Annotated in this window: 20 protein-coding genes and 1 pseudogene; 9 read left to right on the top strand and 12 right to left on the bottom strand. The window is 48.7% G+C overall.

The features are described from left to right. Positions 1-16: 16 nt before the first annotated feature. Entirely contained in the window at positions 17-265 is a 249-nt protein-coding gene (locus METH11B_RS29245) for a hypothetical protein (protein WP_155931151.1), read from the top strand. Positions 266-492: 227 nt separating this feature from the next. Here the strand turns inward: METH11B_RS29245 and METH11B_RS0120195 are convergent, their stop codons facing one another. The 4 genes from METH11B_RS0120195 to METH11B_RS0120210 form a co-directional block, all read right to left on the bottom strand. Next, positions 493-987, bottom strand: coding sequence for a JAB domain-containing protein (locus tag METH11B_RS0120195; protein ID WP_026603570.1), 495 nt, complete (start codon positions 985-987; stop codon positions 493-495). 138 nt (positions 988-1,125) lie between these two features. Further along, entirely contained in the window at positions 1,126-1,749 is a 624-nt protein-coding gene (locus METH11B_RS0120200; RefSeq protein ID WP_026603571.1) for a hypothetical protein, read from the bottom strand. A 76-nt stretch (positions 1,750-1,825) separates the two neighbouring features. Further along, the gene (locus METH11B_RS0120205; RefSeq protein WP_026603572.1) at positions 1,826-2,176 is read right to left on the bottom strand and encodes a hypothetical protein; all 351 of its coding nucleotides are present in this window, start codon (positions 2,174-2,176) and stop codon (positions 1,826-1,828) included. 95 nt (positions 2,177-2,271) lie between these two features. Then, positions 2,272-2,541 carry a hypothetical protein gene (locus METH11B_RS0120210; RefSeq protein ID WP_026603573.1) on the bottom strand — a complete coding sequence of 90 codons (270 nt, stop codon included), beginning with the start codon at positions 2,539-2,541 and terminating at the stop codon, positions 2,272-2,274. Between the two features lie 933 nt (positions 2,542-3,474). Between METH11B_RS0120210 and METH11B_RS27995 the strand changes: the two genes are divergently transcribed. Next, positions 3,475-8,898, top strand: a complete 5,424-nt coding sequence (locus METH11B_RS27995) for an RHS repeat-associated core domain-containing protein (protein WP_026603574.1) — start codon at positions 3,475-3,477, stop codon at positions 8,896-8,898. A gap of 72 nt (positions 8,899-8,970) precedes the next feature. After that, the gene (locus tag METH11B_RS0120220) at positions 8,971-9,243 is read left to right on the top strand and encodes a hypothetical protein (RefSeq protein ID WP_155931152.1); all 273 of its coding nucleotides are present in this window, start codon (positions 8,971-8,973) and stop codon (positions 9,241-9,243) included. Positions 9,244-10,123: 880 nt separating this feature from the next. On the opposite strand, the gene METH11B_RS0120225 is transcribed toward METH11B_RS0120220, so the two are convergent. Then, the gene (locus tag METH11B_RS0120225) at positions 10,124-10,585 is read right to left on the bottom strand and encodes a hypothetical protein (protein ID WP_026603576.1); all 462 of its coding nucleotides are present in this window, start codon (positions 10,583-10,585) and stop codon (positions 10,124-10,126) included. Between the two features lie 148 nt (positions 10,586-10,733). Then, a pseudogene (locus METH11B_RS0120230) lies at positions 10,734-11,615 on the bottom strand (IS3 family transposase); the annotation flags it as partial. 76 nt (positions 11,616-11,691) lie between these two features. Here METH11B_RS0120230 and METH11B_RS28815 point away from each other — a divergent pair. Then, on the top strand, positions 11,692-12,852 hold the full coding sequence (locus METH11B_RS28815; RefSeq protein ID WP_081733844.1) for an IS30 family transposase: 1,161 nt from the start codon (positions 11,692-11,694) through the stop codon (positions 12,850-12,852). Here the strand turns inward: METH11B_RS28815 and METH11B_RS27075 are convergent. Continuing rightward, on the bottom strand, positions 12,766-13,146 hold the full coding sequence (locus METH11B_RS27075) for a transposase (protein ID WP_026603579.1): 381 nt from the start codon (positions 13,144-13,146) through the stop codon (positions 12,766-12,768). The genes METH11B_RS28815 and METH11B_RS27075 overlap by 87 nt on opposite strands. A 448-nt stretch (positions 13,147-13,594) precedes the next feature. Between METH11B_RS27075 and METH11B_RS0120245 the strand changes: the two genes are divergently transcribed. The 3 genes from METH11B_RS0120245 to METH11B_RS0120255 all read left to right on the top strand — a co-directional run bounded on the left by METH11B_RS0120245 (position 13,595) and on the right by METH11B_RS0120255 (position 15,783). Further along, a complete protein-coding gene (locus METH11B_RS0120245; RefSeq protein ID WP_026603580.1) occupies positions 13,595-14,395 on the top strand; it encodes a hypothetical protein in 801 nt (266 codons plus the stop codon). 458 nt (positions 14,396-14,853) lie between these two features. Further along, complete coding sequence (locus METH11B_RS0120250; protein WP_026603581.1) at positions 14,854-15,174, top strand: H-NS histone family protein; 321 nt, start codon at positions 14,854-14,856, stop codon at positions 15,172-15,174. Positions 15,175-15,372: 198 nt separating this feature from the next. Further along, positions 15,373-15,783, top strand: coding sequence for a hypothetical protein (locus METH11B_RS0120255; protein WP_026603582.1), 411 nt, complete (start codon positions 15,373-15,375; stop codon positions 15,781-15,783). 391 nt (positions 15,784-16,174) lie between these two features. Here the strand turns inward: METH11B_RS0120255 and METH11B_RS0120260 are convergent, their stop codons facing one another. Further along, positions 16,175-17,086 carry a LysR family transcriptional regulator gene (locus METH11B_RS0120260; RefSeq protein ID WP_026603583.1) on the bottom strand — a complete coding sequence of 304 codons (912 nt, stop codon included), beginning with the start codon at positions 17,084-17,086 and terminating at the stop codon, positions 16,175-16,177. 201 nt (positions 17,087-17,287) lie between these two features. On the opposite strand from METH11B_RS0120260, the gene fabF reads away from it, so the two are divergent. Both fabF and METH11B_RS27080 read left to right on the top strand, forming a co-directional pair. After that, positions 17,288-18,589 carry a beta-ketoacyl-ACP synthase II gene (gene fabF, locus METH11B_RS0120265; protein ID WP_026603584.1) on the top strand — a complete coding sequence of 434 codons (1,302 nt, stop codon included), beginning with the start codon at positions 17,288-17,290 and terminating at the stop codon, positions 18,587-18,589. Positions 18,590-18,683: 94 nt separating this feature from the next. Further along, positions 18,684-19,232, top strand: coding sequence for an NADPH-dependent FMN reductase (locus METH11B_RS27080; RefSeq protein WP_081733937.1), 549 nt, complete (start codon positions 18,684-18,686; stop codon positions 19,230-19,232). Here METH11B_RS27080 and METH11B_RS0120270 read toward each other — a convergent pair. From METH11B_RS0120270 to METH11B_RS0120285, 4 genes are all read right to left on the bottom strand, one after another. After that, the gene (locus METH11B_RS0120270) at positions 19,195-19,860 is read right to left on the bottom strand and encodes a glutathione S-transferase family protein (protein WP_036276268.1); all 666 of its coding nucleotides are present in this window, start codon (positions 19,858-19,860) and stop codon (positions 19,195-19,197) included. The genes METH11B_RS27080 and METH11B_RS0120270 overlap by 38 nt on opposite strands. A gap of 57 nt (positions 19,861-19,917) precedes the next feature. Continuing rightward, the gene (locus METH11B_RS0120275; protein WP_026603586.1) at positions 19,918-20,397 is read right to left on the bottom strand and encodes a nuclear transport factor 2 family protein; all 480 of its coding nucleotides are present in this window, start codon (positions 20,395-20,397) and stop codon (positions 19,918-19,920) included. Between the two features lie 63 nt (positions 20,398-20,460). Continuing rightward, positions 20,461-21,072 (bottom strand): glutathione S-transferase family protein, encoded by a 612-nt coding sequence (locus tag METH11B_RS0120280; protein WP_026603587.1) that lies wholly within the window; start codon positions 21,070-21,072, stop codon positions 20,461-20,463. A 21-nt stretch (positions 21,073-21,093) separates the two neighbouring features. Continuing rightward, the gene (locus tag METH11B_RS0120285) at positions 21,094-21,714 is read right to left on the bottom strand and encodes a pyridoxamine 5'-phosphate oxidase family protein (RefSeq protein WP_026603588.1); all 621 of its coding nucleotides are present in this window, start codon (positions 21,712-21,714) and stop codon (positions 21,094-21,096) included. Positions 21,715-21,716 lie beyond the last annotated feature (2 nt).

Consider the following 21,716-nt stretch of genomic DNA (forward strand, 5'->3'; position numbering starts at 1 on the left):
GATCTACCGCGCCTCGATGAATCGCATTGATGTCATTAACGACATCAATCACATCAACATCATTGAGGACATCAGGGGCAAAAAAGGCCGCAACGGTAGCAAGTACATCGACGTCACAAAAGACGTTGATAAGGACATCAAGGACACCGATGCTAGTGAAGTCGATCCGGTCCGCGACAGCCATGTCGCTCACGTCGCTAATGTCCGCATTCATTGCTATATCCGTGATCATAAATGCCCGCATAGGCATGTTAATGTGCATTAACATGCCTAAATGATGTGCAGTTCTCCAGACCTTTGACGGCAAGAGACGCCGTAAGCCCCATCGCATGTTCACAGGCGAGGTTTGTCGCCAATTGGCGACTGGTTCAAGGTTGACGGCTCGGCTGATACCAACGCGGGTGTTCACGCCGATCCATGGCAAGCGGATAAACGTCAAACGGGTTAACGCCGCACTGCTGCACGTTCTTCCGGGCAATTGTGTATTCCCGCTCATAACAAGCCTCTTTCGGCAAAGGAAAACTGCTCAATGCCGGCAATAATGAAATGATCCAATACTCTTACTTCGACCAGATTGAGGGCGTCGATTAATTTACGTGTAATCGCACGGTCGGCTTCGCTGGGTTCCGCCAAACCCGAAGGATGGTTATGCGCCAAAATCACCGCGCGGGCATTCAATTGCAAGGTGCGTTTCACCAGTTCACGGGGATAGACATTGGCACAATCTATCGTGCCCTGGAAACAGGCCTCAGCCTCAATAATGCGGTGTTGGTTATCCAGGAAAATGCAATAGAACACCTCATGCTCTAAATGTGCTAATTCCAACATCAGAAACTCGCGCGCATCGTCAGGGGAGGTTAACGTCTGACCACGGATGAACTGCTGCGCGATTAAATGCTTGGCCATCGCCACTATTTCCGCTTCGGTAACGGGCCGTAGTATCAGAAAATGGCCAGGCAGTTCGTGTACTTGAAAAGGGTTATTCATGATCTGTTCTCCGATCAATAGACGTGACTTAGCCTGAGCGGTGAAGCCCATCAGGAAAAGTCACGTCAGGATTAAAATAAAAAGTGCGTCAGTTCAGAACTAGTAAAACTGACAAGCGCTTATCACGGTGAATAGCGGTTATTCGGACTGCTGGTAGAGAGTGTCGATGTCATGCAGAATTGCCGAGACATTGGACAAAGCCCGTTTCAAGGTCTTAGGCGTATGCCGATTAGGGGCAAGTTGCTTGACCGTATCGCGTAACTCCGTCACCAGTTCCACGATTTCCGGCGAGAGCTCGCCTTTGGTGTCAGCGGTTTTGCCGGTGCTTTTGCCTACTGGTGCACGGGTGCGCCCAATGTTGGTTTCTGCATCTGCATCTGCAGCAACAGTTGCAAGGGCACTAACACTAGCACCGTCAACTCCAGCCTGATCAGTATCCCCATCAACATCACCGTCAAGGACACCCGTATCGGTACCGCTCTCAGTATCACCGTCACCATTAGCATCAGCATCCGTGCCAGTATCACCGCCAACGCCATTATCATGACCAATGCCGTCATCGCCAGCCAAAGCTGACGCCTTGACTTGCTCAGCCGACGGTTGATTTTTCGCAGGTTTGACCGACACGGTTTTACCAGCAGTGGTTGTTACGCCTTTCGCAGTGGCCGTACCGGTACTTGCACTATCGGTTGGGCCAGTTTCTACAGCGGCTTTAGCTGGGGTATTAGAATCTAATGCGGGTTGGGTAGTTTTTTGCGTCATGAGAATTTCTCCAAAGTAGTAATGAAATCAATCAGTATTTAAAAATAGGAAGTGAAAACGAACAGCCAGATGTTGTTCAATACTCCTCGGGTAACAGAATGGTGGTCACGCTACGATCTGCCGCGGTTATCAACCAGAGCTTGACTGACCCCGTTGCAGGGCTATCCACTGCTGGGGTAGGTAATTCATACGCTGACAGGAGTCGTGAGCCACTGCGTAAGGCGTCTTCATTAGCCTTGGCGTCCTCGGCACAGACATCGCCCCAATCGCCGCGGATATGGCGTTGCAGTAAATCGAAGGGGCTGATGCCTAAGCGTTCCAGTACGTCCAAGGCACCCGGCGTCGCCACCAACTCTCCTGACTCGAAACGCGGCTGCGGCAAACACGGTTGAACGCCAGTGCCTTCGTGCTCGGCATCACTGGACATAGTTGTGTCCTCCCTCGGCGAAGCGAAAAAACAGACTAGCCCTTAAAGTAAGCCGCCTTAAAGCCAAGAGAATAACGAGACCTAGGCTATTGCGCTTATTCCTGTTCGTCATCGTCTTCACCGCTGAGGTCAGTCAGACTCAGATTGTCCAACTCGTCTAAATCGGGATCGTGCTCACCCAGTGCCGCGCATAACACCAGCGTGACACAGCGGGCTAAATAGCGCACGGTATGACCCAGTTCCAGGGTTAGAGCATAAGACGGGGGCTGTTGCACCGTCTGCGCGTAATCGCGGCAAGCGGTTTTTAAACCGTCGGCTAACACCTGTAGCGACGGACTGGCGTTATCAAGCGTGGTAAATGACATCAGATGTCTCCTGTTATGAAGTAAACAACAATAAACAAGCAAATCCCGCCGGACCTACGACTATCCCAAACAAAACGACAGGCGCACGAACACGCAGCGGATGATCAAACCCGATGAAAAATAGGCGTCATGTTATGGAAGCGTCGAGGGGTGGAGGATGCGAACAGCGACCGAAACAAACTGATCGCTGTTGATATAGTATAACATATTCAATGACTTATCCCAACCCAAGCTTTCTGCGGCTACAACCGATATTCGCGCTGAAATCGGCTGGCAGTTTTACAGGTTTGAACAGTGAGGACAAAAGTTGGGCGTAATGGACAATTGTCAATTGCGGGAGTCTGAAGCATTGAAGGGCTTGCGGGTGAACAGCAAAGTTTGATTAAACGTTCATCGCTTTGCCATCCGAGAATTTGCTTGGCTGTGCATTCAATACTAGCAATGCGAGTTGCTTAGGGTCGCTCGGTTTCGGCCATTAGCAGCCACTCCAATAAGTCGGAAAAATATTTTTCTACGACCGCTGTTGAGCGCATTCCGGTCATATGCATATGAATAGCATTATAAGGACAGCGATTCGCTGAACTTTGACTTAGGTGCTTGAATCAGGTGTAAAGTTAGAGAATTTTTACCGCGCCTGGCTGCTAACTCTTATAGGCGCAGAGGATTTTTTAGAAGTCAATTCCAACAATCCCACTGATTACATTAGGTCTTATTGGTCGATGCAATTCGCAGAAATACCTAAATTCGTCCTCTGAATTTATCTCTACGTCAAAATTTTCTGTCGCGGTTGTGACGTACATCAAAGTTATGGTATGTTCCGACCATATTTTTGGTTTTTGTAGGTCGCTATTCTTGAATTGTTAGATTTTTTTCAACTCTCACTGGCCTCTAGGAGTTTATAGGGGCGCAGGGACATGTTCTTGAGGGATTTTTATGAACGTTCTTGTTTTGCCGGTTAGCGTATTTCTTTTCGCAGTTTCCAGCCTGATATTTACCCCACTCGCCCAGGCGCTTTCCCTCAATTTCGACGATCTCAATGCCAGTACCGGCGACATCGATTTAACCGGAACCAATTATCAGGGCTATAGCTGGTCCAATTTTTCAGCCTATGACACTTCCAATAGTTTCTTTGGGTTTTCCAGCGGGGTAGTTTCCGGTACAAACGCCGCTTATACTGGCGGTGAATTGATTAATGGCTCTACGATCTCGCCGGTGATTGGCTCCTTGAGTTCCTCCGGTCTTTTCGATGTTGGCGATGCCTATCTAGCTGCCGGCTACTACGATGGGCTCGACGTCACGGTAGAAGGCTTATTGAACGGTTCAGTGCTATTTAGCAAGACCGTGACCGTTTCCTCGACCACTGCGCAATTATTCGCTTTCAATTTTACCGGTATCAACCAATTGGATTTTTTTGCCCTCGTGACAGGGAATACTTCCGACCCCTACAGTTGCGGCAGTTTTAACTGCACCCAATTTACCGTCGACGATTTGTCAGTTCAAGCGAATAACGGAAACACAGGCGGCGGCACCGTTCCAGAGCCGTCGTCTTTATTGCTTTTGGCCGCCGGACTATTCGGCTTCCGCATATCACAACGCGTCAAATTCGGGAACACCCTGAAACGTTGGCGCCAATTACTTTTCCTGTTGGTCATTAGTTTGACGGTCCCTGCTATTCACGCAGAGGTGAATCCAGCGGCAGATGGGGTTCATGAGCAGCTGGCAAAACTCAGTGCCACCCAATTTGCCGAACCGCTGTACCCTACCATCGCTACGACAGCAGATGAAGATAGTGATCTTCTTTCGGCTATTCAAAAATATCAAACACGTGGTAGCGAAGACGATTACAGCGCCTTAACCGACTACCTAGCCGCGCATCCGGCTTCAGGATGGCAAACAGCACTACTTACGAATTTAGGCTTGTCTTATTATCAAGCGGGTCGTTTCAGTCTGGCCATTGACACCTGGGAAAAAGCGTGGCTTTTTGGCAAGAACGTTACCGAACCGCAAATTAAAGTTCTGGTCGATCGTGCTTTAGGCGAATTAATGCGCATGCATGCCCGTGTTGGTCATGCTGATCGTTTGGAGGCCCTTTTTGCGGAAATGGGTGATCGACAAGTCTCTGGACCAGCAACTGAGAATGTCGCCGGTGCGCGGGAAGGCTTATGGCAAATGCGCAATAATTACGGTATCGCTTATTTATGCGGACCGATGGCGTTGAAAAATCTGCTTCTATCGCAAGGCATGACGCCTAAACAAGTCGAATTCTTAGACAACTACCGTTCCGGAACTCACGGCGTAAGCCTGACCAAAGTCGGTAAATTGGCTAAACAAGCCAAAATCCCTTACTCATTGATCAAACGGCTTCCGGGCGAGCCGATTCCCGTACCTTCCGTGGTGCATTGGAACGTGAGCCATTACGCCGCTATCTTGGAAGAGCGGCAAGGCCGCTACCATATTCAAGACCCCATTTTCGGCCAAGACTTATGGGTGACACGCGACGCGATCGATCAAGAAGCCAGTGGTCATTACTTGGTGCCAACTAACAAGCTCGAAGCCGGCTGGCATAAAATTCAGCTCGCCGAGGCGGATAAATTGTACGGTATGGGTTACACCGGCAATAACGATCCGAATCAAGTCGGATCGCAAGGCGACCCCACCAAACCCGGTAAATGTAATGGCGGGATGTGTGATTACAACTTCTCTGAGATGGCGGTTAGCCTTAATTTCAGTGACATACCAGTTGGCTATCGTCCGCCTAAAGGGCCAGAAGTTTTTACCACCCTGACTTATAACCAACGGGATGCAGACCAACCCGCCAACTTCAGCTTTTTCAACGTCAGCCAAAAATGGTCGCTGAACTGGTTGACTTACATTCAAGATAACCCTACTTCGCCTGGAGCCAGTGTTTCCCGTTACGCGGCTGGCGGCGGTAGTTATGATTACAGCGGTTATAACAGCACTACCCATCAGTTTACCCCGGAGACTAAAAACCAAGCCGTTTTAGTCCTTGTTTCCAGCAGTCCGATACGATACGAACGCCGTTTACCCAATGGTAGTGTCGAGGTTTATGGGCAATCCAACGGTTCTACCACGTCAACGCGTTTGGTGTTTCTGACCCAGATCGTCGACCCAAGCGGCAATGCGTTAACCTTAAATTATGATAACCAACTGCGTCTGTCATCCGTTACCGATGCTACCGGGCGCGATACGACGTTTAGCTACGACTTGAGTAACCGGCCTTTATTGGTTACGAAGATCACCGACCCCTTCGGACGTAGCGCATCGATGACTTATGATAGCAGTGGACGCTTGACCAGTATTAAAGATGTTTTTGGGCTGACCTCCGGTTTTCATTATGACAGTGCGTCACTGATTGACAGTATGACCACGCCTTACGGAACGACGACCTTCGCCTATGGGGGCAGTGGCTCCTCGCGTTATCTGCAGGCTACCGATCCATTGGGAAACACCGAACGTCTGGAATTCCAGCAAGGCATATCGTCTATTCCCTTTAACGATCCCACGTCCACAGTACCGCAAGGCATCATCGCACCGTTTAATTCCTACATAAACGGCAGAAATACCTATTACTGGGACAAACACGCTTATAAAATTGCAGCGGGAGATTACACCAAGGCCCGCATCAAACATTGGACCCATTGCGCGCAAAATACCGGGGTTACCTGTCAGCCGGTGGAAAGCATCAAATACCCGCTGGAAAACCGCATTTGGTTCAATTATCCGGGGCAACCGAATGGCGGCTTGGGCACTGCTGTATCCGGTACCTATGACCAGCCGACGCGGCAAGGCCGGGTTCTGGACGACGGCACGACGCAATTGTTGCAAACCAGTTACAACGGTCTGGGGCAAGTGACCGAACGAATCGATGCGCTGGGCCGAGATACCAAAATTACCTACGCTGCCAACCAAATTGATCCGATTCAGATCGACCAAAAAACGGCGGCGAACACCTTTACCACAATCGCTAAATTCACCTATAACAGTCAGCATTTGCCGTTAACCTCGACCGATGCAGCAGGACAGACGACCAGCTATAGCTATAACAGTGCCGGCCAACTGATCGAAGTGAAAGATCCGTTAGGCCAAATAACTAGCTACAGCTACGATAATCTCGGTTATCCGGCTCAAGTGACCAATGCAAACGGCAAAACCCAATTAAGTTTGACCTACGACACCTACGGTCGGGTCGAAACCCGCACCGATTCGGAAGGCTATACCCTGGCGTACAGCTATGACGACTTCGACCGCCTGTCCAAAATCACTTATCCGGACGGCACTTCGCAAACCACGACCTGGGATAAGCTGGACAAAGCGTCAGTCACCGACAGAGAAGGGCGCACAACGCATTACAGCTACGACGCGGTGCGCAACCTAATCGCCGAAACCGATCCCTTGGGGCATAAAACCCAATACACTTACTATCCTAACCAGTACTTAAAAAGTTTGACCGACGGCAACGACAAGGTTACCTCCTGGAACCGCGACATTCAAAGCCGGGTCACGGCTAAAACTTATGCCGACGGCAAACAAACAACTTATGCCTATGAAGCGACTACCAGCCGGCTCAAATCGGTAACCGACTCGCTGGGCCAGAAAAAAACCTTCATCTATGCCAAGGATGATAAACCAACCGCGCTAACTTACAGCAATGCGGTCAATACCACGCCGAACGTCAGTTTTAGCTACGATCCTTGGTTCCCCAGAGTGGCTTCGATGACCGACGGTACCGGTGCCACGCAGTACCAATATCAGGCTATTGGCCAATTAGGCGCGTTAAAACTGAGCCAGATCGATGGCCCCTACAACAACGATACGGTCAGCTTTCAATATGATGAATTGCGTAGAGTCGTCAAACGTAACATTGATTCAGTCACTGAAACCTTCAATTATGACGCGCTTGGGCGTTTGATTGCCCACAACAGCCCGTTGGGTAACTTCGTCCAAACTTATTTGGGCGAAACAAGTCAACTGACTGGTCTACAAGACAGCGCCGGCAAGGTCGGAACGACCTGGGAATATGACGGCAGCCAGAACGACCGGCGTTTATTGGGCATCCAAAACATCGGAGCCACGCGAAGCTATGGCTATGTTACCACGCCGGAAAATCGAATTAGCCAAATCAGCGAAACCACGACCTTGAGCGGAAACTGGGCTGCCAAGGATTACACCTTCGGTTATGACGGTGCAGACCGGTTGACGTCGGTCGATGTGTCTACCGGAGACCAATATAGTTACGACTATGACTCCGGCACCAATCTGACCGGGATCACTACGCCGAAAGGCAGTATCCCAATCTCGGTCAACGGCCTGAATCAAATCACTACCGTCAATGCCCAAAGCTATACCTACGACGCCAACGGCAACGTCACCAACGACGGTGTGCGCAGTTATGTGTGGGATGCCGAAAACCGGCTGATCAAGGTTACCTTGAATGCGCAATCGAACGTTGATTACCAATTCGGCTACGACGGCCTAGGTCGGCGCATCTCTATCAGATCTAGTAATGGCGTGGCGGCGCCTACGGTCACGCGTTATCTTTGGTGTGGCGATAGCCTGTGTCAGGCTCGCACTTCCGCTGATGCGGTTACACGGCGTTATTATCCAGAAGGGGAGATTCGAACCGCGGGCAACGTGCGTCTTTATTATGCCCGTGACCACCTAGGCTCGGTGCGTGATGCACAACTGATGAATACCGGCGCCACGACATCTTCGTTCGATTATGATGCCTACGGCAAACCGGTCCAGAGTTTGGCCAGGATTACGCCGGATTATCTATTCGGAGGGATGTTTAATCTACAGGGTGTTGGACTTTATCTGACTAACTACCGAGCATATGATCCAAATACGGGTCGATGGCTGTCAAGAGATCCAATCGGCGAGAATGGAGGTACAAACCTATATGCCTATACAGAGGGAAATCCAATTAATTTTGTTGATCCCATGGGAGCTGACCATAAAACTGGAAAAACCATAGATTGTGGTGGGGGCTGTACCATAAGAATCGACAGAAATTCTGTAGGTGACGGTAGGCATTTGCATTGGGAATGTAGGAATGGAGGAAGTGGATCGATGGGAGAATTCGGTGGCACATCCCATGGCGGAACTTCTTCTGATGCCCCACAAAAAATTAAAGATTGTGCTCGTAAAAATGGTTTTGAACCAGATGTGCTTCCTCAAAGTAGCCCAAATAATTCCCAAATGTGCGGATCAACATGCCAAGGTGTAATTCTGGGAGTCGGCATTGGTATCGGTTGTGTTGGTGTTGTAGCTATCTGTGTGGCACAACCTGAGGCATGTCCTTTTGTAGTTGGTGCCGGTAGTAAATTGGCTTATTAATTTATCTCTAAGATCGTGATGAAAATAACAAACATAGAAAGTATAGACTGGCATGATGGAATCCTCGAGACTATGTCTGTAGAAAAAGACTTTGTTATTTCGGTCTTAATCTATTCAACGGAGGATGCTAAAAGTCGGAGTTTCCTTAAGCTGCAGTTTAAAGGTGTAAAGAGTATATTATTTACTTGCGACAAGAGTGAGTTAGAAATTAATCTAAATGCAGGCAATATTAGCAATGGGTACGTAAAGAAAAATAACTCAGGAGCTATGATTTTTAGACTTTATTTGGTTGATGGCTATATTGAAGTAACTTATGAGACTGTAATAATAACAGAAAATGAATAAATTGTTGCTCACATCAGCTTTGAGCCACTTAGATGGACTTTGATAATCCGTGTAAGAGGTTTTACCTAACTCCAATGCTCTAGCAGGTTGGTGAAAAACTCTTTTTTACAATCAATCGAGCCTACATTTAGTGTCACCAGGTTGGTTTTTATACTAAATAAAGGCCTTTTCCGGCTGAATTAGTGGCCGGAATATGGTTTTTCACCAACCTGCTACCCATTGCCGGACGGGGTATTCACCCCGTTTAAAGTATTTCAGTTCATTCTGAAATCATAGTTGTTATTCAACAAAACGTTAAAATAACCTGATCGACTGCAACGTCAGAGTTGGCGAATCTAACTGCGCACCATCATCACCTATTGGACCAACTGGAGCTATTTGCGGCACGGTGATTCCCTTTAACCAGCAGAATATCAACAAACAGCTCAGTATTTACTTATACACCAAGAAAGTTTTTCAAAGTTTAGTCTGCCTTCTGACTATTAGCGGATTTCCGAGGTATTTTATTCCTTCGGGATTTATCCCTTTATCAAGCGATCAAGATCCTTTTACAACCGTTCGGAGTATGAATGCTTGGAATGGCTGCTAATTGATGCACTTCAGACATGGTCGGCAAATTGTGCGAACGGCAGCTAGGGGTCGGTATTGCTAGTTCGCCAATCCCAAAAGCAGTCATTAATTTTTGGCGTAATCGTATCCGAATCGATGGCCACTTTTGTATTGGAACATGTGATAGTTTGGCATGGAATTCACTTTTGCGACTTTCGAGAAAATCGACCGTGGGTTCCAATCGTAAATCGCAACCGCTAAGATGCAACCCATATCATCAACGCCGTACAAGCCTAACCAGATTATGAACATCTGGTCATTAGTGCTCTGTTCATCCGTTAGGACAATGTTCGGCCCTGCTAACCTGTCTCAGTTGTTTCACTTTGCCGTTCCAGTATTCAATGTATGACAGATAGGCCCTCTCACTAGTCAAGAAACGCAGATGCTGGACAGCTGTAAATTTGTGGGCGCGTAGGGTAAACACACCACTCCGTCGCGCCTTCTCCACGCGGTGGTGTCCATCGATCAGGTTGAAATTCCCCGGAGAAATCTCGGCGAGCAGCACGGGCTTAGACATATCAGCCAACTCGACCTGCGATTCATTGAGGGACGAAAAGCCATGAAAGAAGTCATCCACGGTGATCTCCACGAGGGCGACATCGGTTGGGTTGCGCTGGATATGTTCAAGAATGCCGGTGATATTGAACTCGAAAATGCCATTCGGATAGAGTTCGTCGCCTTCATTCACCGGGCAAGGGGTGAATCCAGCATCAACTTTAAATCGCTTGATCATGACGCTCTCAATAACAGAACGCACAGCTCAGGCGAGGCTTGGAAGGAATGCGCGAACATCTCGACCTATACCATTGACCATCTAACGGAGACGTGTCCATGCTCCGGGGTATATGTATTGTAATGGTCAACAGAAACCGGACAGCTGTTTAGGCAGCGTTTCTATAAAATTCCCGCTCGAATTCGATCGGGGACTGATAGCCCAATGTTGAGTGTGACCGGCGGCCATTATAAAAAGCCAAATAATCGATCACGCTCAGTTTTGCCGCGATTTGGGTTTTGAATTTCTCGTAGTTGAGCTGTTCATGCTTCAAACTACGGAAAAAGCGTTCTGTCGGCGAATTATCCCAGCAATTGCCTTTGCGGCTCATACTCTGTTCCATCTTCATCACCGCTAAATGTTGGCGATATTCCCGGCTGGCGTACTGGCTGCCACGATCTGAATGATGTAGCAGGCCAGCTGGCGGCTTACGGCGCCAAAATGCCATTTGCAAGGCCCGCACGCAGAGCGAGGTGCGCATGTGATCGTCAATTGCCCAGCCCACCACTTGGCGGGAAAACAGATCAATCACCACCGCAACATACAGCCAGCCTTGCAGGGTCCACACGTAGGTAATATCAGTCGTCCATACCTGATTGGGCTTGGCGACTTGGAATTGCCGATCTAATCGGTTGGGCGATATAGCGTCGTTATGGTTACTATCAGTCGTGATTTTAAATCGCTTGGGATAGCGAACCTGCAATTTTAAATCTCGCATGATGCGCCGCGTTTTAAAGCGCCCAACGGCAAAGCCTTGTTTTTGCAACCGATCCGCTAAACGACGCGAGCCAAAGCACTGTTTATTGTCGACGAAAATCTGCCTGGCTTTTTCGGCAACGCTTTGATCTTGTTTATCTTTGTCACAGTCCCGCGGGGCTTTTAACCACTCATAATAAGCACTGGTACTCACCTGCATCACTCGACAGAGCACGGTCACTGGATACGTCTGCTGTTGCACCTGAATAAACCCGTATTTTATTCGGCTTCTTTCGCAAAGAAGACGGCGGTGAGTTCAACCGGTGGTCGCAACACCAACTAATCTACAATGAGATATAGGGGGTGTAATCATGGCGCAATTAGGACGACCGGGTTTGTCTTCTGCAGAAAAGGCAGAACTTTGGCGGCGATGGAAAGCAGGGCAATCACTCAGTGATATAGGCCGAGCTCTGGGTAAGCACGCGGGCTCCGTCCATACAGTGCTATCTGCCCACGGTGGGATTATTCCAGCCACACGTTCGCGATCGCCGAGGGTACTAAGTTTAATGGAGCGAGAAGAAATTTCTCGTGGTCTTGCGGCGGGTCAGTCGCATCGCCAGATTGCCATCAAGCTCAAGCGTTCCCCTTCAACGATAAGCCGCGAAATTGCCCGAAATCAGAGCATAAATCATTATCGAGCTGTTGAGGCCGACGCAAATGCCTGGGATCGAGCGCAGCGCCCCAAATCCTGTCGCCTGCAAACACATCCGGAATTACAAGCGGTTGTCGCAAGCAAACTTCATTTCGATTGGTCGCCTGAGCAAATTTCAGGCTGGCTTAAACAGACTTATCCAGTCGATCAACAGATGCATTTATCTCATGAAACGATTTATAAGAGCCTATTTATTCAAGCACGAGGCGTTTTGAAGAAGGAGCTTATGAAACATCTTCGCTCTAGACGCATGATGCGCCGAGGCAAGTCTTCCTCCACTGAGGGTCAGCCACGAGGGCAAATCGTTGATGCCATTTCCATCCGGTTGCGACCAGCAGAAATTGAAGATCGAGCCATACCTGGACATTGGGAAGGTGATCTTATTTCGGGCTCCAAAAATAGCCACATTGCGACGCTCGTTGAACGTCAATCACGATTTGTCATGCTGGTTCAAGTAGATGGTAAAGATACGGTTAATGCGGTGAATGCATTGATACGGCAAGTAAAACAACTTCCCCAGGGTGTAATGGCTTCATTGACTTGGGATCGCGGTACAGAACTGGCCCAACATAAACGATTTAGTGTAGCGACCGATGTAGCAATGTATTTCTGCGATCCTAAAAGTCCTTGGCAACGGGGGACCAATGAAAACACCAACCGGTTACTGCGACAATATTTTCCAAAGGGGACAGATCTAAGTGGTTATACGCAGCCATATCTCGATGAGATTGCTTTAAAACTCAATACCAGACCTAGAAAGACGCTTGGTTTTATAACGCCCCGTGATAAATTTAATCAGTGTGTTGCGACCACCGGTTGAACTCACCGCGGCCTTTTTTAATATCTCGCGCTCCATTCGCAACTGTTCATTTTCCCTCCGCAAGCGAATCAATTCATCCTGATCCCCTAGGCTCAAGTTTGGCTTTTTCGTCGCCGAGCCATGGGTAATTGGCTTGCTCTCCGCTCGAACCCAGCGTCCCAGGGCGCTTAATGAGATGCCCAGATGGTCGGCAGCTTGTTGCTGGCTGTAGCCCTTTTCAAGAACCAGATTGGCGGCATCTTGCTTAAATTCCAGACTGTATTTGGGCTGCTTGTGTTTTTTCTCGTTTGTCATCGTCACCTCTGCTGACAGTATAAAGTCTGCCTTTAGAAGTGTCCGGGATCATTAAACCATTACAGTATCCAGGAACCGCGCCGCAAGATCACGAAGTTGGATGGCGGCGCCTGGATAAACCCATAATTACTAAACCCATAACAAGTCAATCAATGATCTCCATTTATCATCTATGTTCCCTGCCTGCTGAGCAATAAATTTGTCGCACAAATATCAACGAAGTATTGGTACACCCAGACAATCCTTGGGTAGGTGCGATTTGATCGAGGTTTGAATGCGACGATGCTTTCGAAGCGAGAAGCGCGTCGTAGAGCCTTGCCTTGTTAGTTCAACATTTCTGTGCCAAGGATTTTTAGGTAGCCAAATCGTGACGAACTTAAGCGGGGAGGCTTGGATTACTGCTCATTTGCGGTGTTAGTCTTTTCACGTCTTGGAAGGAGTGTTCTTAATGGACCGTTATCTGCGACAGCTACCGCAGTTATTTGTAGTTTCGACCGCTCAATGGCATGACGATCTACAGCAATTGCATATCGATTTGCAGCCGGTTCTCCAACGGCATGACCGGTTGGTTCTGACGGGCAGGAATCGCGGGGTGGAGTGGTGGATTGTTCGCGATGGGCAAATTCTTTTCCGACCGCCATTGTTAACCGATGACTGGCTGATTGGCGATGGTTTCGATCATCCCATCCTTCAGCCTTGGGTGGCCACATTGCCGTCATCGGTCGTGGCGCTGTTGATGCGCTATCGTGGCCAGCGGTTGACGCTGTTAGCGCTGATTAGCCGTTATCCCGCATTATGTGATCTGTTTGAGCATCAGCCGACCTTGCTATGGCTGTTATTGAATGTCGTCCAAGAGCAGCAATGGTCACCGGCAAAGGTATTGGCATGCTGTCACCCCTCTATACCGGATCATGAAAATCGGTCTTCATACGCATTAACGTTACTGACCGCTTGCGGATTACCCTCGACACAAGCAGCCTTGGCCGTATTAGGCAAAATACAGAGTCTAGTGTTTTGTCAGCACGAGTTTCGACAAATACGTGCCTTAATGGCTTTGGATCGGCTTGAAGTACTCAATCAGCGTCACACCTTGCCGATTGCGTGGATTGATCTGCTGATTAAGATCAATGACCACCAAGATTTAGATGGCTATTTGCCGGTCGTTATCCAGTGGCAGGATGATAATGACGAGGAATTGCTAGTGCGGTATTTCAAGCATTTGGAATCGTTTGTGACGCCAAGCTATTAGTACGGCTTGACCCCGTCGAGCCAGTATAAATTCCTGTGTAACTCGATGATGGCGTTTTGCTTGGGCGTGTTTCTTATAATGAAATGGTATTTGCCACAATGCACATGGTGAAAATATGTTATTTTTCACCCAATTGCCCTCGGAAAATAAAGCTGTTCTACCGGTTAACTCCATCCGCTAAAGAGTTAGATTTTAAATGTTTAAAAGTCTATATAAAAATAAATATATAGAAAGTTAAACATTATAATTCTAGTTCTGGTAGAAACTAGATTGCTTGCATTCAATTGCGAGCTTAAAGCTATTACGTTTCTTACTGTTTATCCACCGGAACATACTTGATGTATACTTGAACTTAAATTGCTGTATTCGATTTAAAACGCCTGTCACTTCGCATCTCGATTAGCCTAGCGTAGGGTAAATTAAAAGCGCCATTAACCATTATCACCAAACATACAGACATGATTGATCTCGATACCAAAAGCCCAGAAGAATTAACCGCCATTATTTCCCAAGCACAAGCCCAATTAGCGGCAAAACAAAATAGCAAGCGTAAAGACACCATCGCCCAGATAAAAGAACTGGCTGCATCCATAGGTGTGACCGTGGAAATTCACGAAGTCGATAAAAAGGCCTCTAAGCGTTCAGTGTCATCAGTATCGGCGAAGTACCGCAATCCCAATGGTCCAGAAACGTGGACAGGACGCGGTCTGGCACCTAAATGGATGAAAGCCTTATTAAGTGAAGGACGTAGCAAAGACGAATTCTTGATTCAAGGCTAAACCCAACTGCCATTCGGTACGGAACTAGTGTTTTTCCGACCTACCGGCGTGATCCGTGCTGTTTGGCACTCCGCGTTGTCGATTGCCACGACAGGGTTAATGACTTATCGACGGAAACAGGAAGTACCTGGAGTTGGAAACCATCTTGCCGCATTGGTTGGTTGCCGCAGAATCCATTTAGCCTTATAGGGATTAACCATGACTGAACCCAGTCCGAATGAAATGATGGCTGCCTATGCGGCAAATGCCGTTAATTTCGCACACAGTAACTTTGGCATCACACTGGATTTTACAGTTGAGAGCGTGGAACAAGTTGAAACGTTAGCAAACCGACTGTTTCACACTCGCCCCAAAGGATTTATATCGAAACTGTTTCGCAAAGAGCCATCAGAAAGCGACGTCCAAAATGTTTGTAAAATGCTGGGGAGCTATATAGGCGAGGTCTACCGTCAGAACAAAGGTGGTGAATGGCAGATTAACCATGAGCACCAAGCGATCGGCTTGTTGGAGGGTGAAACTTGGATTTTCCCCCTTGCCAAAGTACTCAAGCGCATCACCAATGGGAAAAAGGATGACTTGAATTTGTACTTTGCGGAAATCTTTACATAGCTGCAAGTTCCTTCCTGTTGAAGATTTGCTTGAGCAAACTTGAGCCAATACCATCAACATCGGCATAGCGGACTGTGAGAAACCGGAAAACTGAATAGGGGTGACGGACATGAGCCGACCCAAAAGAGCCCCTGGCAAAAAAAACCTTGAAAGACGACAAGGGGCTTACAAGCGGACAATCAAAAAAATTGTCTCCGAATCTTTGAACAGTGATTTGAGAAATTAAAGTGACAACCCTGCCATTGGTTTGGCTGGTTTGTAACCGTTAGCATTAGATCGGTATTCGCTTAGTGTGGCGGTTGCAATTTCAAGCTGTGATCAAGTTGGCTGCTTTTGTACTAATCAAAAAATTCAAGATTCGAAAAGCGCCTGATTCGATGATGAGTGAGTATTAGTCCAGACCAGAATTCAAATAAGCTAGTGTTCGCAATCGATCGACTGCAAAATCCACAAATGCACGCACTTTCGCCGCTGCTTTACGACCCTCCTGATAGACCACATGGACAGGTAGGGGAGGATTTTCATAGTCGGCTAGAACAATCCTGAGCTTTCCGGACATAAGCTCCGGCACGATCATGTAAGACAATACCATAGTTAATCCGCGACCAGCCACGGCGGCGGCTATGGCTACATCGGCGGTATTCACGGTAAACCGAGTCGAGAAAGGCACTATGATTTCGCCTTCTACGCCTTTGAAGCGCCATTCAGCTTTTGAAGCTAAGCTCGAAAACTGGACGATGTCATGTCCTTGAATATCCTGCGGCGTTTGCGGCACACCTCGCGCCTCAAGATAGTCCGGCGCGGCACAGACTACCCGACGCACTGAGCCCACCCTAATAGCGGTAAGTGACGAATCCGGCAACTCGCCGATACGCACCGCAACATCGAGACCTTCATCAATCAGGTTCACTACCCGATCTACAAACAAAGTTTGCACCGACACCTCGGGGTAGCGTTCCAGAAAATCAATCAATAGTGGTGCGATATGCAGGTGTCCGAACCTGGATGATGCAGTCACAGACAATTTACCCCGTGGCACGCGATGGGCTCCGACCACTGATTCCTCGGCTTCAGCGAGGTCAGCTAGGATACGTCGGCAGTCCTCCAAATAGCGTAGTCCCGCATCGGTCAGTTTTACTTGCCGCGTGGTTCGATGAAACAGCATCACCCCAAGATGATCTTCTAAGGCCGAGATCGTGCGCGTCACAGCCGGTGGAGACATATATAGTTTCCTGGCAGCCGACGCAAAACCTTCCGTATCGGCAACCGTAACGAATACCTGCATCGAATGAAATCTGTCCATAATTTATTCCAAATAATGAAATAGTGTCTTGTAATTTTAGGTTATTCATTACATTAGGTAAATTCCGTAGCCTATGCACGAGCCAATGGCGCTGCTTATTTCACTCCAGAACTGATACATCTATTTCTTGGAGAGCACTCATGCCGTGCATATCACTAGCATCGGCCGGCTACAACCCTTTATTTTTCGGGAAAACCGCTTATGAAAGCCTACAAAACACATCATGGTCTGAACGGGCAACGTATCGTTGTCACCGGTATGGGTATTGTTTCACCGCTGGGTTGTGGGGTAGAAACCACTTGGAATAGGCTGATCTCTGGGCACTCTGGAGTACGCAAACTGTGTGAAGACTTTACCGAAAGCCTGCCGGTCACCGTTGCAGGTATCGTTCCCACAAAAGATGAAGACAATGAGGCGGGATTTTATCCAGACAGCGTTGCACCACCAAACGAAAGGCGCAAGATGGACCGATTCATATTATTTGCCCTGGCAGCCGCGTCAGAAGCTATTCTGCAAGCTGGTTGGATGCCCGATGATGAGTATTCACGCGAACGGACCGCCACTATTGTCGGTTCTGGAATCGGTGGTTTCCCCGCGATTGCTAATGCCGTGCGCACCACAGACCGGCGTGGCGTACAGCGGCTGTCGCCTTTTAGCATCCCCTCATTTATCGCGAACATGGCAGCTAGCCATGTGTCCATCCGTTATGGTTATAAAGGTCCACTCGGAGCGCCGGTTACCGCATGCGCAGCGGGCGTCCAAGCCATCGGCGATGCTGTGCGGCTCATTCGCTGCGGCGAAGCCGATGTGGCGATTTGCGGTGGAGCAGAAGCCTGCATAGACTTAGTGAGCTTGGGTAGTTTCTCTGCGGCGCGGGCCTTGTCTACGGCTTTTAATCATTCGCTGACAACAGCCTCAAGACCATTTGATAGTGCTCGCGATGGTTTTGTGATGGCGGAGGGTGCTGGTATGTTAGTGATTGAAACACTGGACCATGCCCTGGCTCGTGGGGCCAAACTCATTGCGGAAATTATCGGTTACGGTACACAGGCAGATGCCTATCACATGACCTCCGTTCCAAAGGATGGCGAGGGCGCTAAGCGAGCGATGTTCACAGCACTGCAACAGGCTGGGCTTGATGCTAACGATATTCAGCACATAAACGCCCACGCCACCTCTACGCCGGTAGGTGATCTGGGAGAACTGGCCGCCATTAAAACCCTGTTCGGGAATCAAGAAAGTGTTGCCGTTACCTCCACCAAATCGGCGACAGGGCATTTGCTGGGAGCCGCCGGCGGAATTGAGGCCATTTTTACGGTGTTAGCATTACGTGATCAGATCGTTCCGGCAACACTCAATCTGGACAATCCGGATGTTGCTGCTGAAGGCGTGGATATTGTCAGAGGAGTTGCTAGAAAAATGGTTATCGAACATGCGATGTCTAACGGTTTTGGGTTTGGCGGTGTCAACGCGAGTGTAATATTTCGACACTGGTCAGCGTAATATTGCAAATAGCACCGCGTTTTTTCAAGACATTCAGATCTCGATGAACGCAGGCATAAATAAATTCCCTCGACATTGGTCAACGACACTAACGATGAACGTACTCGCTATCTGCGGCAGTCTGCGGACTGCTTCAATTAATCGGATGCTGTTGCATGCTGCCATTCAGCTAGCTCCACCCGGCATGAGCATCAGAATCTATCCAACCATCGGCGAGTTACCGCTTTACAATCCTGATCTTGAATGCAACGTACCTAAGCAAGTAAAGACGTTTCGCAATCAGGTAGCCGACTCTCAGGCTCTGCTGATTGCAAGTCCTGAGTATGCGCATGGCGTGACCGGAGCAATCAAAAATGCCCTGGATTGGTTAGTTAGCTTTGAATCCTTCGCGAACAAACCCGTCGCGGTCCTAAATGCCTCACCACGAGCTAGCCACGCCGACGCAGCACTGCGCGAAACCCTCAGAACCATGTCGGCTGTGATTGTAGAAGAGGCCTCTATTTGTGTTCCCCTGTTAGGAACGAACCTCACAGCGGACGACGTCGTTTATCACCCGACGATGGCTGACGCCATTCGAGATGCTTTATTAGATCTACAAACTTCGACTATCCATCATATTTTACGTCTAGCGCAAGAAAGCTAGCCAAGGCGGCTTGGCGATCCTCCATTATGGTTTGAATATGGGGACGCAAATCCATTAGCGCCATATACGCAGCCACATCCGGCAGAAATTCCTCAAGCATGTTACGGCCATAGATTTTTACGGTCGTATGCTCAATCATGACAAAGTGAACATAGGCAACGCAATCAGCGGCGGTGAACACAGAGCCAAATATATAGGGGGAAAACTGCGCCAGTTGGGCCACCGCTTGGAGACCGATCATCAGTCTTTCTTTGGCTTCGCGCTTGGTTTCTTCTGAAACATTGCCCCCAAAAAATGACTCCTTATAGAGACGACGGGCCACCCACTCGGCATTGAGTTCCAGGTTCTGAATCAACTCTCGACATTTTGCCCGTTCAAATAGAGCTGTGGGGTAAAGGGGCAGTTCTGGATAACGTTCTTCCAGAAAGTCCAGAATAACCTGGGATTCCGACAAACTACCGTATTCAGTTTCTATATAAGGAATTTTGCCTAACGGAGAGTGTTGTCTGAATGATTCACGCTGCCAGGGATAGACCAGTTTCTCTTGAAAGGGAATACCCTTCTCAAGCATGACTAGTTTGAGTTTATTGTAGTAATTGCTGACGCCAAAACCGCAGAGTGTAATCATTATCTTAACCCTTGTTATCAGTGGAAATATTCGAGCAGCACGGTATCGATAGTTACTTTAAAGCCCCAGAGCACTGAGTCCGGGATGATCGTCAGGACGGCGTCCCAGTGGCCAATGAAATTTACGGTCAGCTTCTTTGATCGGCAAATCATTAATGCTGGCGTACCGACGCTGCATCAAGCCATTTTGGTCAAATTCCCAGTTCTCATTGCCGTAAGAACGAAACCATTCGCCATCGTCATTGTGCCATTCGTAGGCAAAGCGGACAGCGATTCGATTACCTGCAAAAGCCCAGAGTTCTTTGATTAAACGATACTCATGCTCTTTAGCCCATTTTTGGCTAAGGAATGCCAGGATTTGTTCCCTGCCGACTGGAAACTCGGCACGATTTCGCCATTGACTGTCGACTGTATACGCCAAAGCGACGCGCTCCGGATTGCGGCCATTCCAGCCATCTTCAGCCATGCGGACTTTTTGGCTTGCTGTTTCATGGGTGAACGGCGGAAATGGCGGACGTGCTTCATTGCTAGTATTCATTGAAAACTCCAGATAAATAATGAAAATTTTGATGCGCTTGCCTTATGGAGCGCTGGGGGAAGCTCACTTTTGAGATTGCCACATACCGGGCATGCCGATATAACCGGGCAACGCCTGTACGCGACTAAGCCAATCTGTAATGGCCGGATAGGCATCAAGGTCAATCATGCCTTCCGGTGCCAGCGCGATATACGGATAGATGGCAATATCGGCAACGGTTATATGATCGGCAACCAGATAGGCATGGTTGGTTAGCCGATTCTGTAGCACCTGTAACAGGTTTGCAGCGACTTGCCGGGACTCGTCCAGGTTAATGGTGCGGCCAAATTTAAAATGCAAGCGCAAGCGATTCGGTCCAGCGGCGAGTTCATTCGCTGAGGTAGAAAGCCAGGCAATGCATTGTGCCAGTAAGGCAGGGTCATTCGGCAACCATGGCTCGTCGCCATATTGCCGGGCCAGATATACCAAAATCGCCTGACTGTCCCGAATCACCACCTCTCCGTCCGTTAATACCGGCACTTGGCCAAAGGGATTCATGGCGATGAATGACTCGGATTTTTGTTGCTGTTCACCGCCGTTGACAGCAATGCTCTGGTACTGAAGACCCAGTAGCGACAACATCAGGCGGACTTTGTGGCAATTGCCGGATAGGGCAAATTCGTAAAGGGTAATCATGGGTATTTCCTCAATAATCAGTTAAGGTTTTGACGAATCATTCGATGCAGCAAGCTGCGCTTTTAGCGTTGCAATTTCATCAAGCAAGGGCTCGATTAAAGGACTAAGCTCGGCTTTTGAATAGCGCGGCGTAATATGCTGAGGGCAATTCCATTCAATCGCTTTGACATCAATCACGATGCCTCGCTCGACGCGAGCGCGATAAGACGGTGCTCCTAGTTTCGAGACCAAGTCGCGATCTTCGCTTTCATGGACGATACGCACCCGGCCCCACAATTTCAGACGCCTTCTGTTGGGGTAGTCCATCAAAATCATCGATATTCGATCATTGAAATTAAGATTACCAATGCTCAGGTATTGACGGTTACCGCGAAAATCCGCAAAGCCTAGCGTATGGGCATCCAGCACTTTCAAAAAACCTTTAGGGCCGCCGCGATGCTGCACATAAGGCCAGCCGGACTCCGATACCGTGGCTTGGTAAAAACTGTCGCGTTCGCCGATAAATTCAATTTCCGGTTCGGTCAAACCGATACCGGGATCGTCGGCCAGTTCAAACCGGCTGTTGGCTTCCCTGCTGCCATACAAGGACTGGGCCGCTTTGACACTGGGCGTAAAAGTGATGTCCGCAAATGCAGTAGCCATAA

The sequence above is a fragment of the Methylomonas sp. 11b genome (genome assembly GCF_000515215.1).
GTDB lineage: Bacteria > Pseudomonadota > Gammaproteobacteria > Methylococcales > Methylomonadaceae > Methylomonas.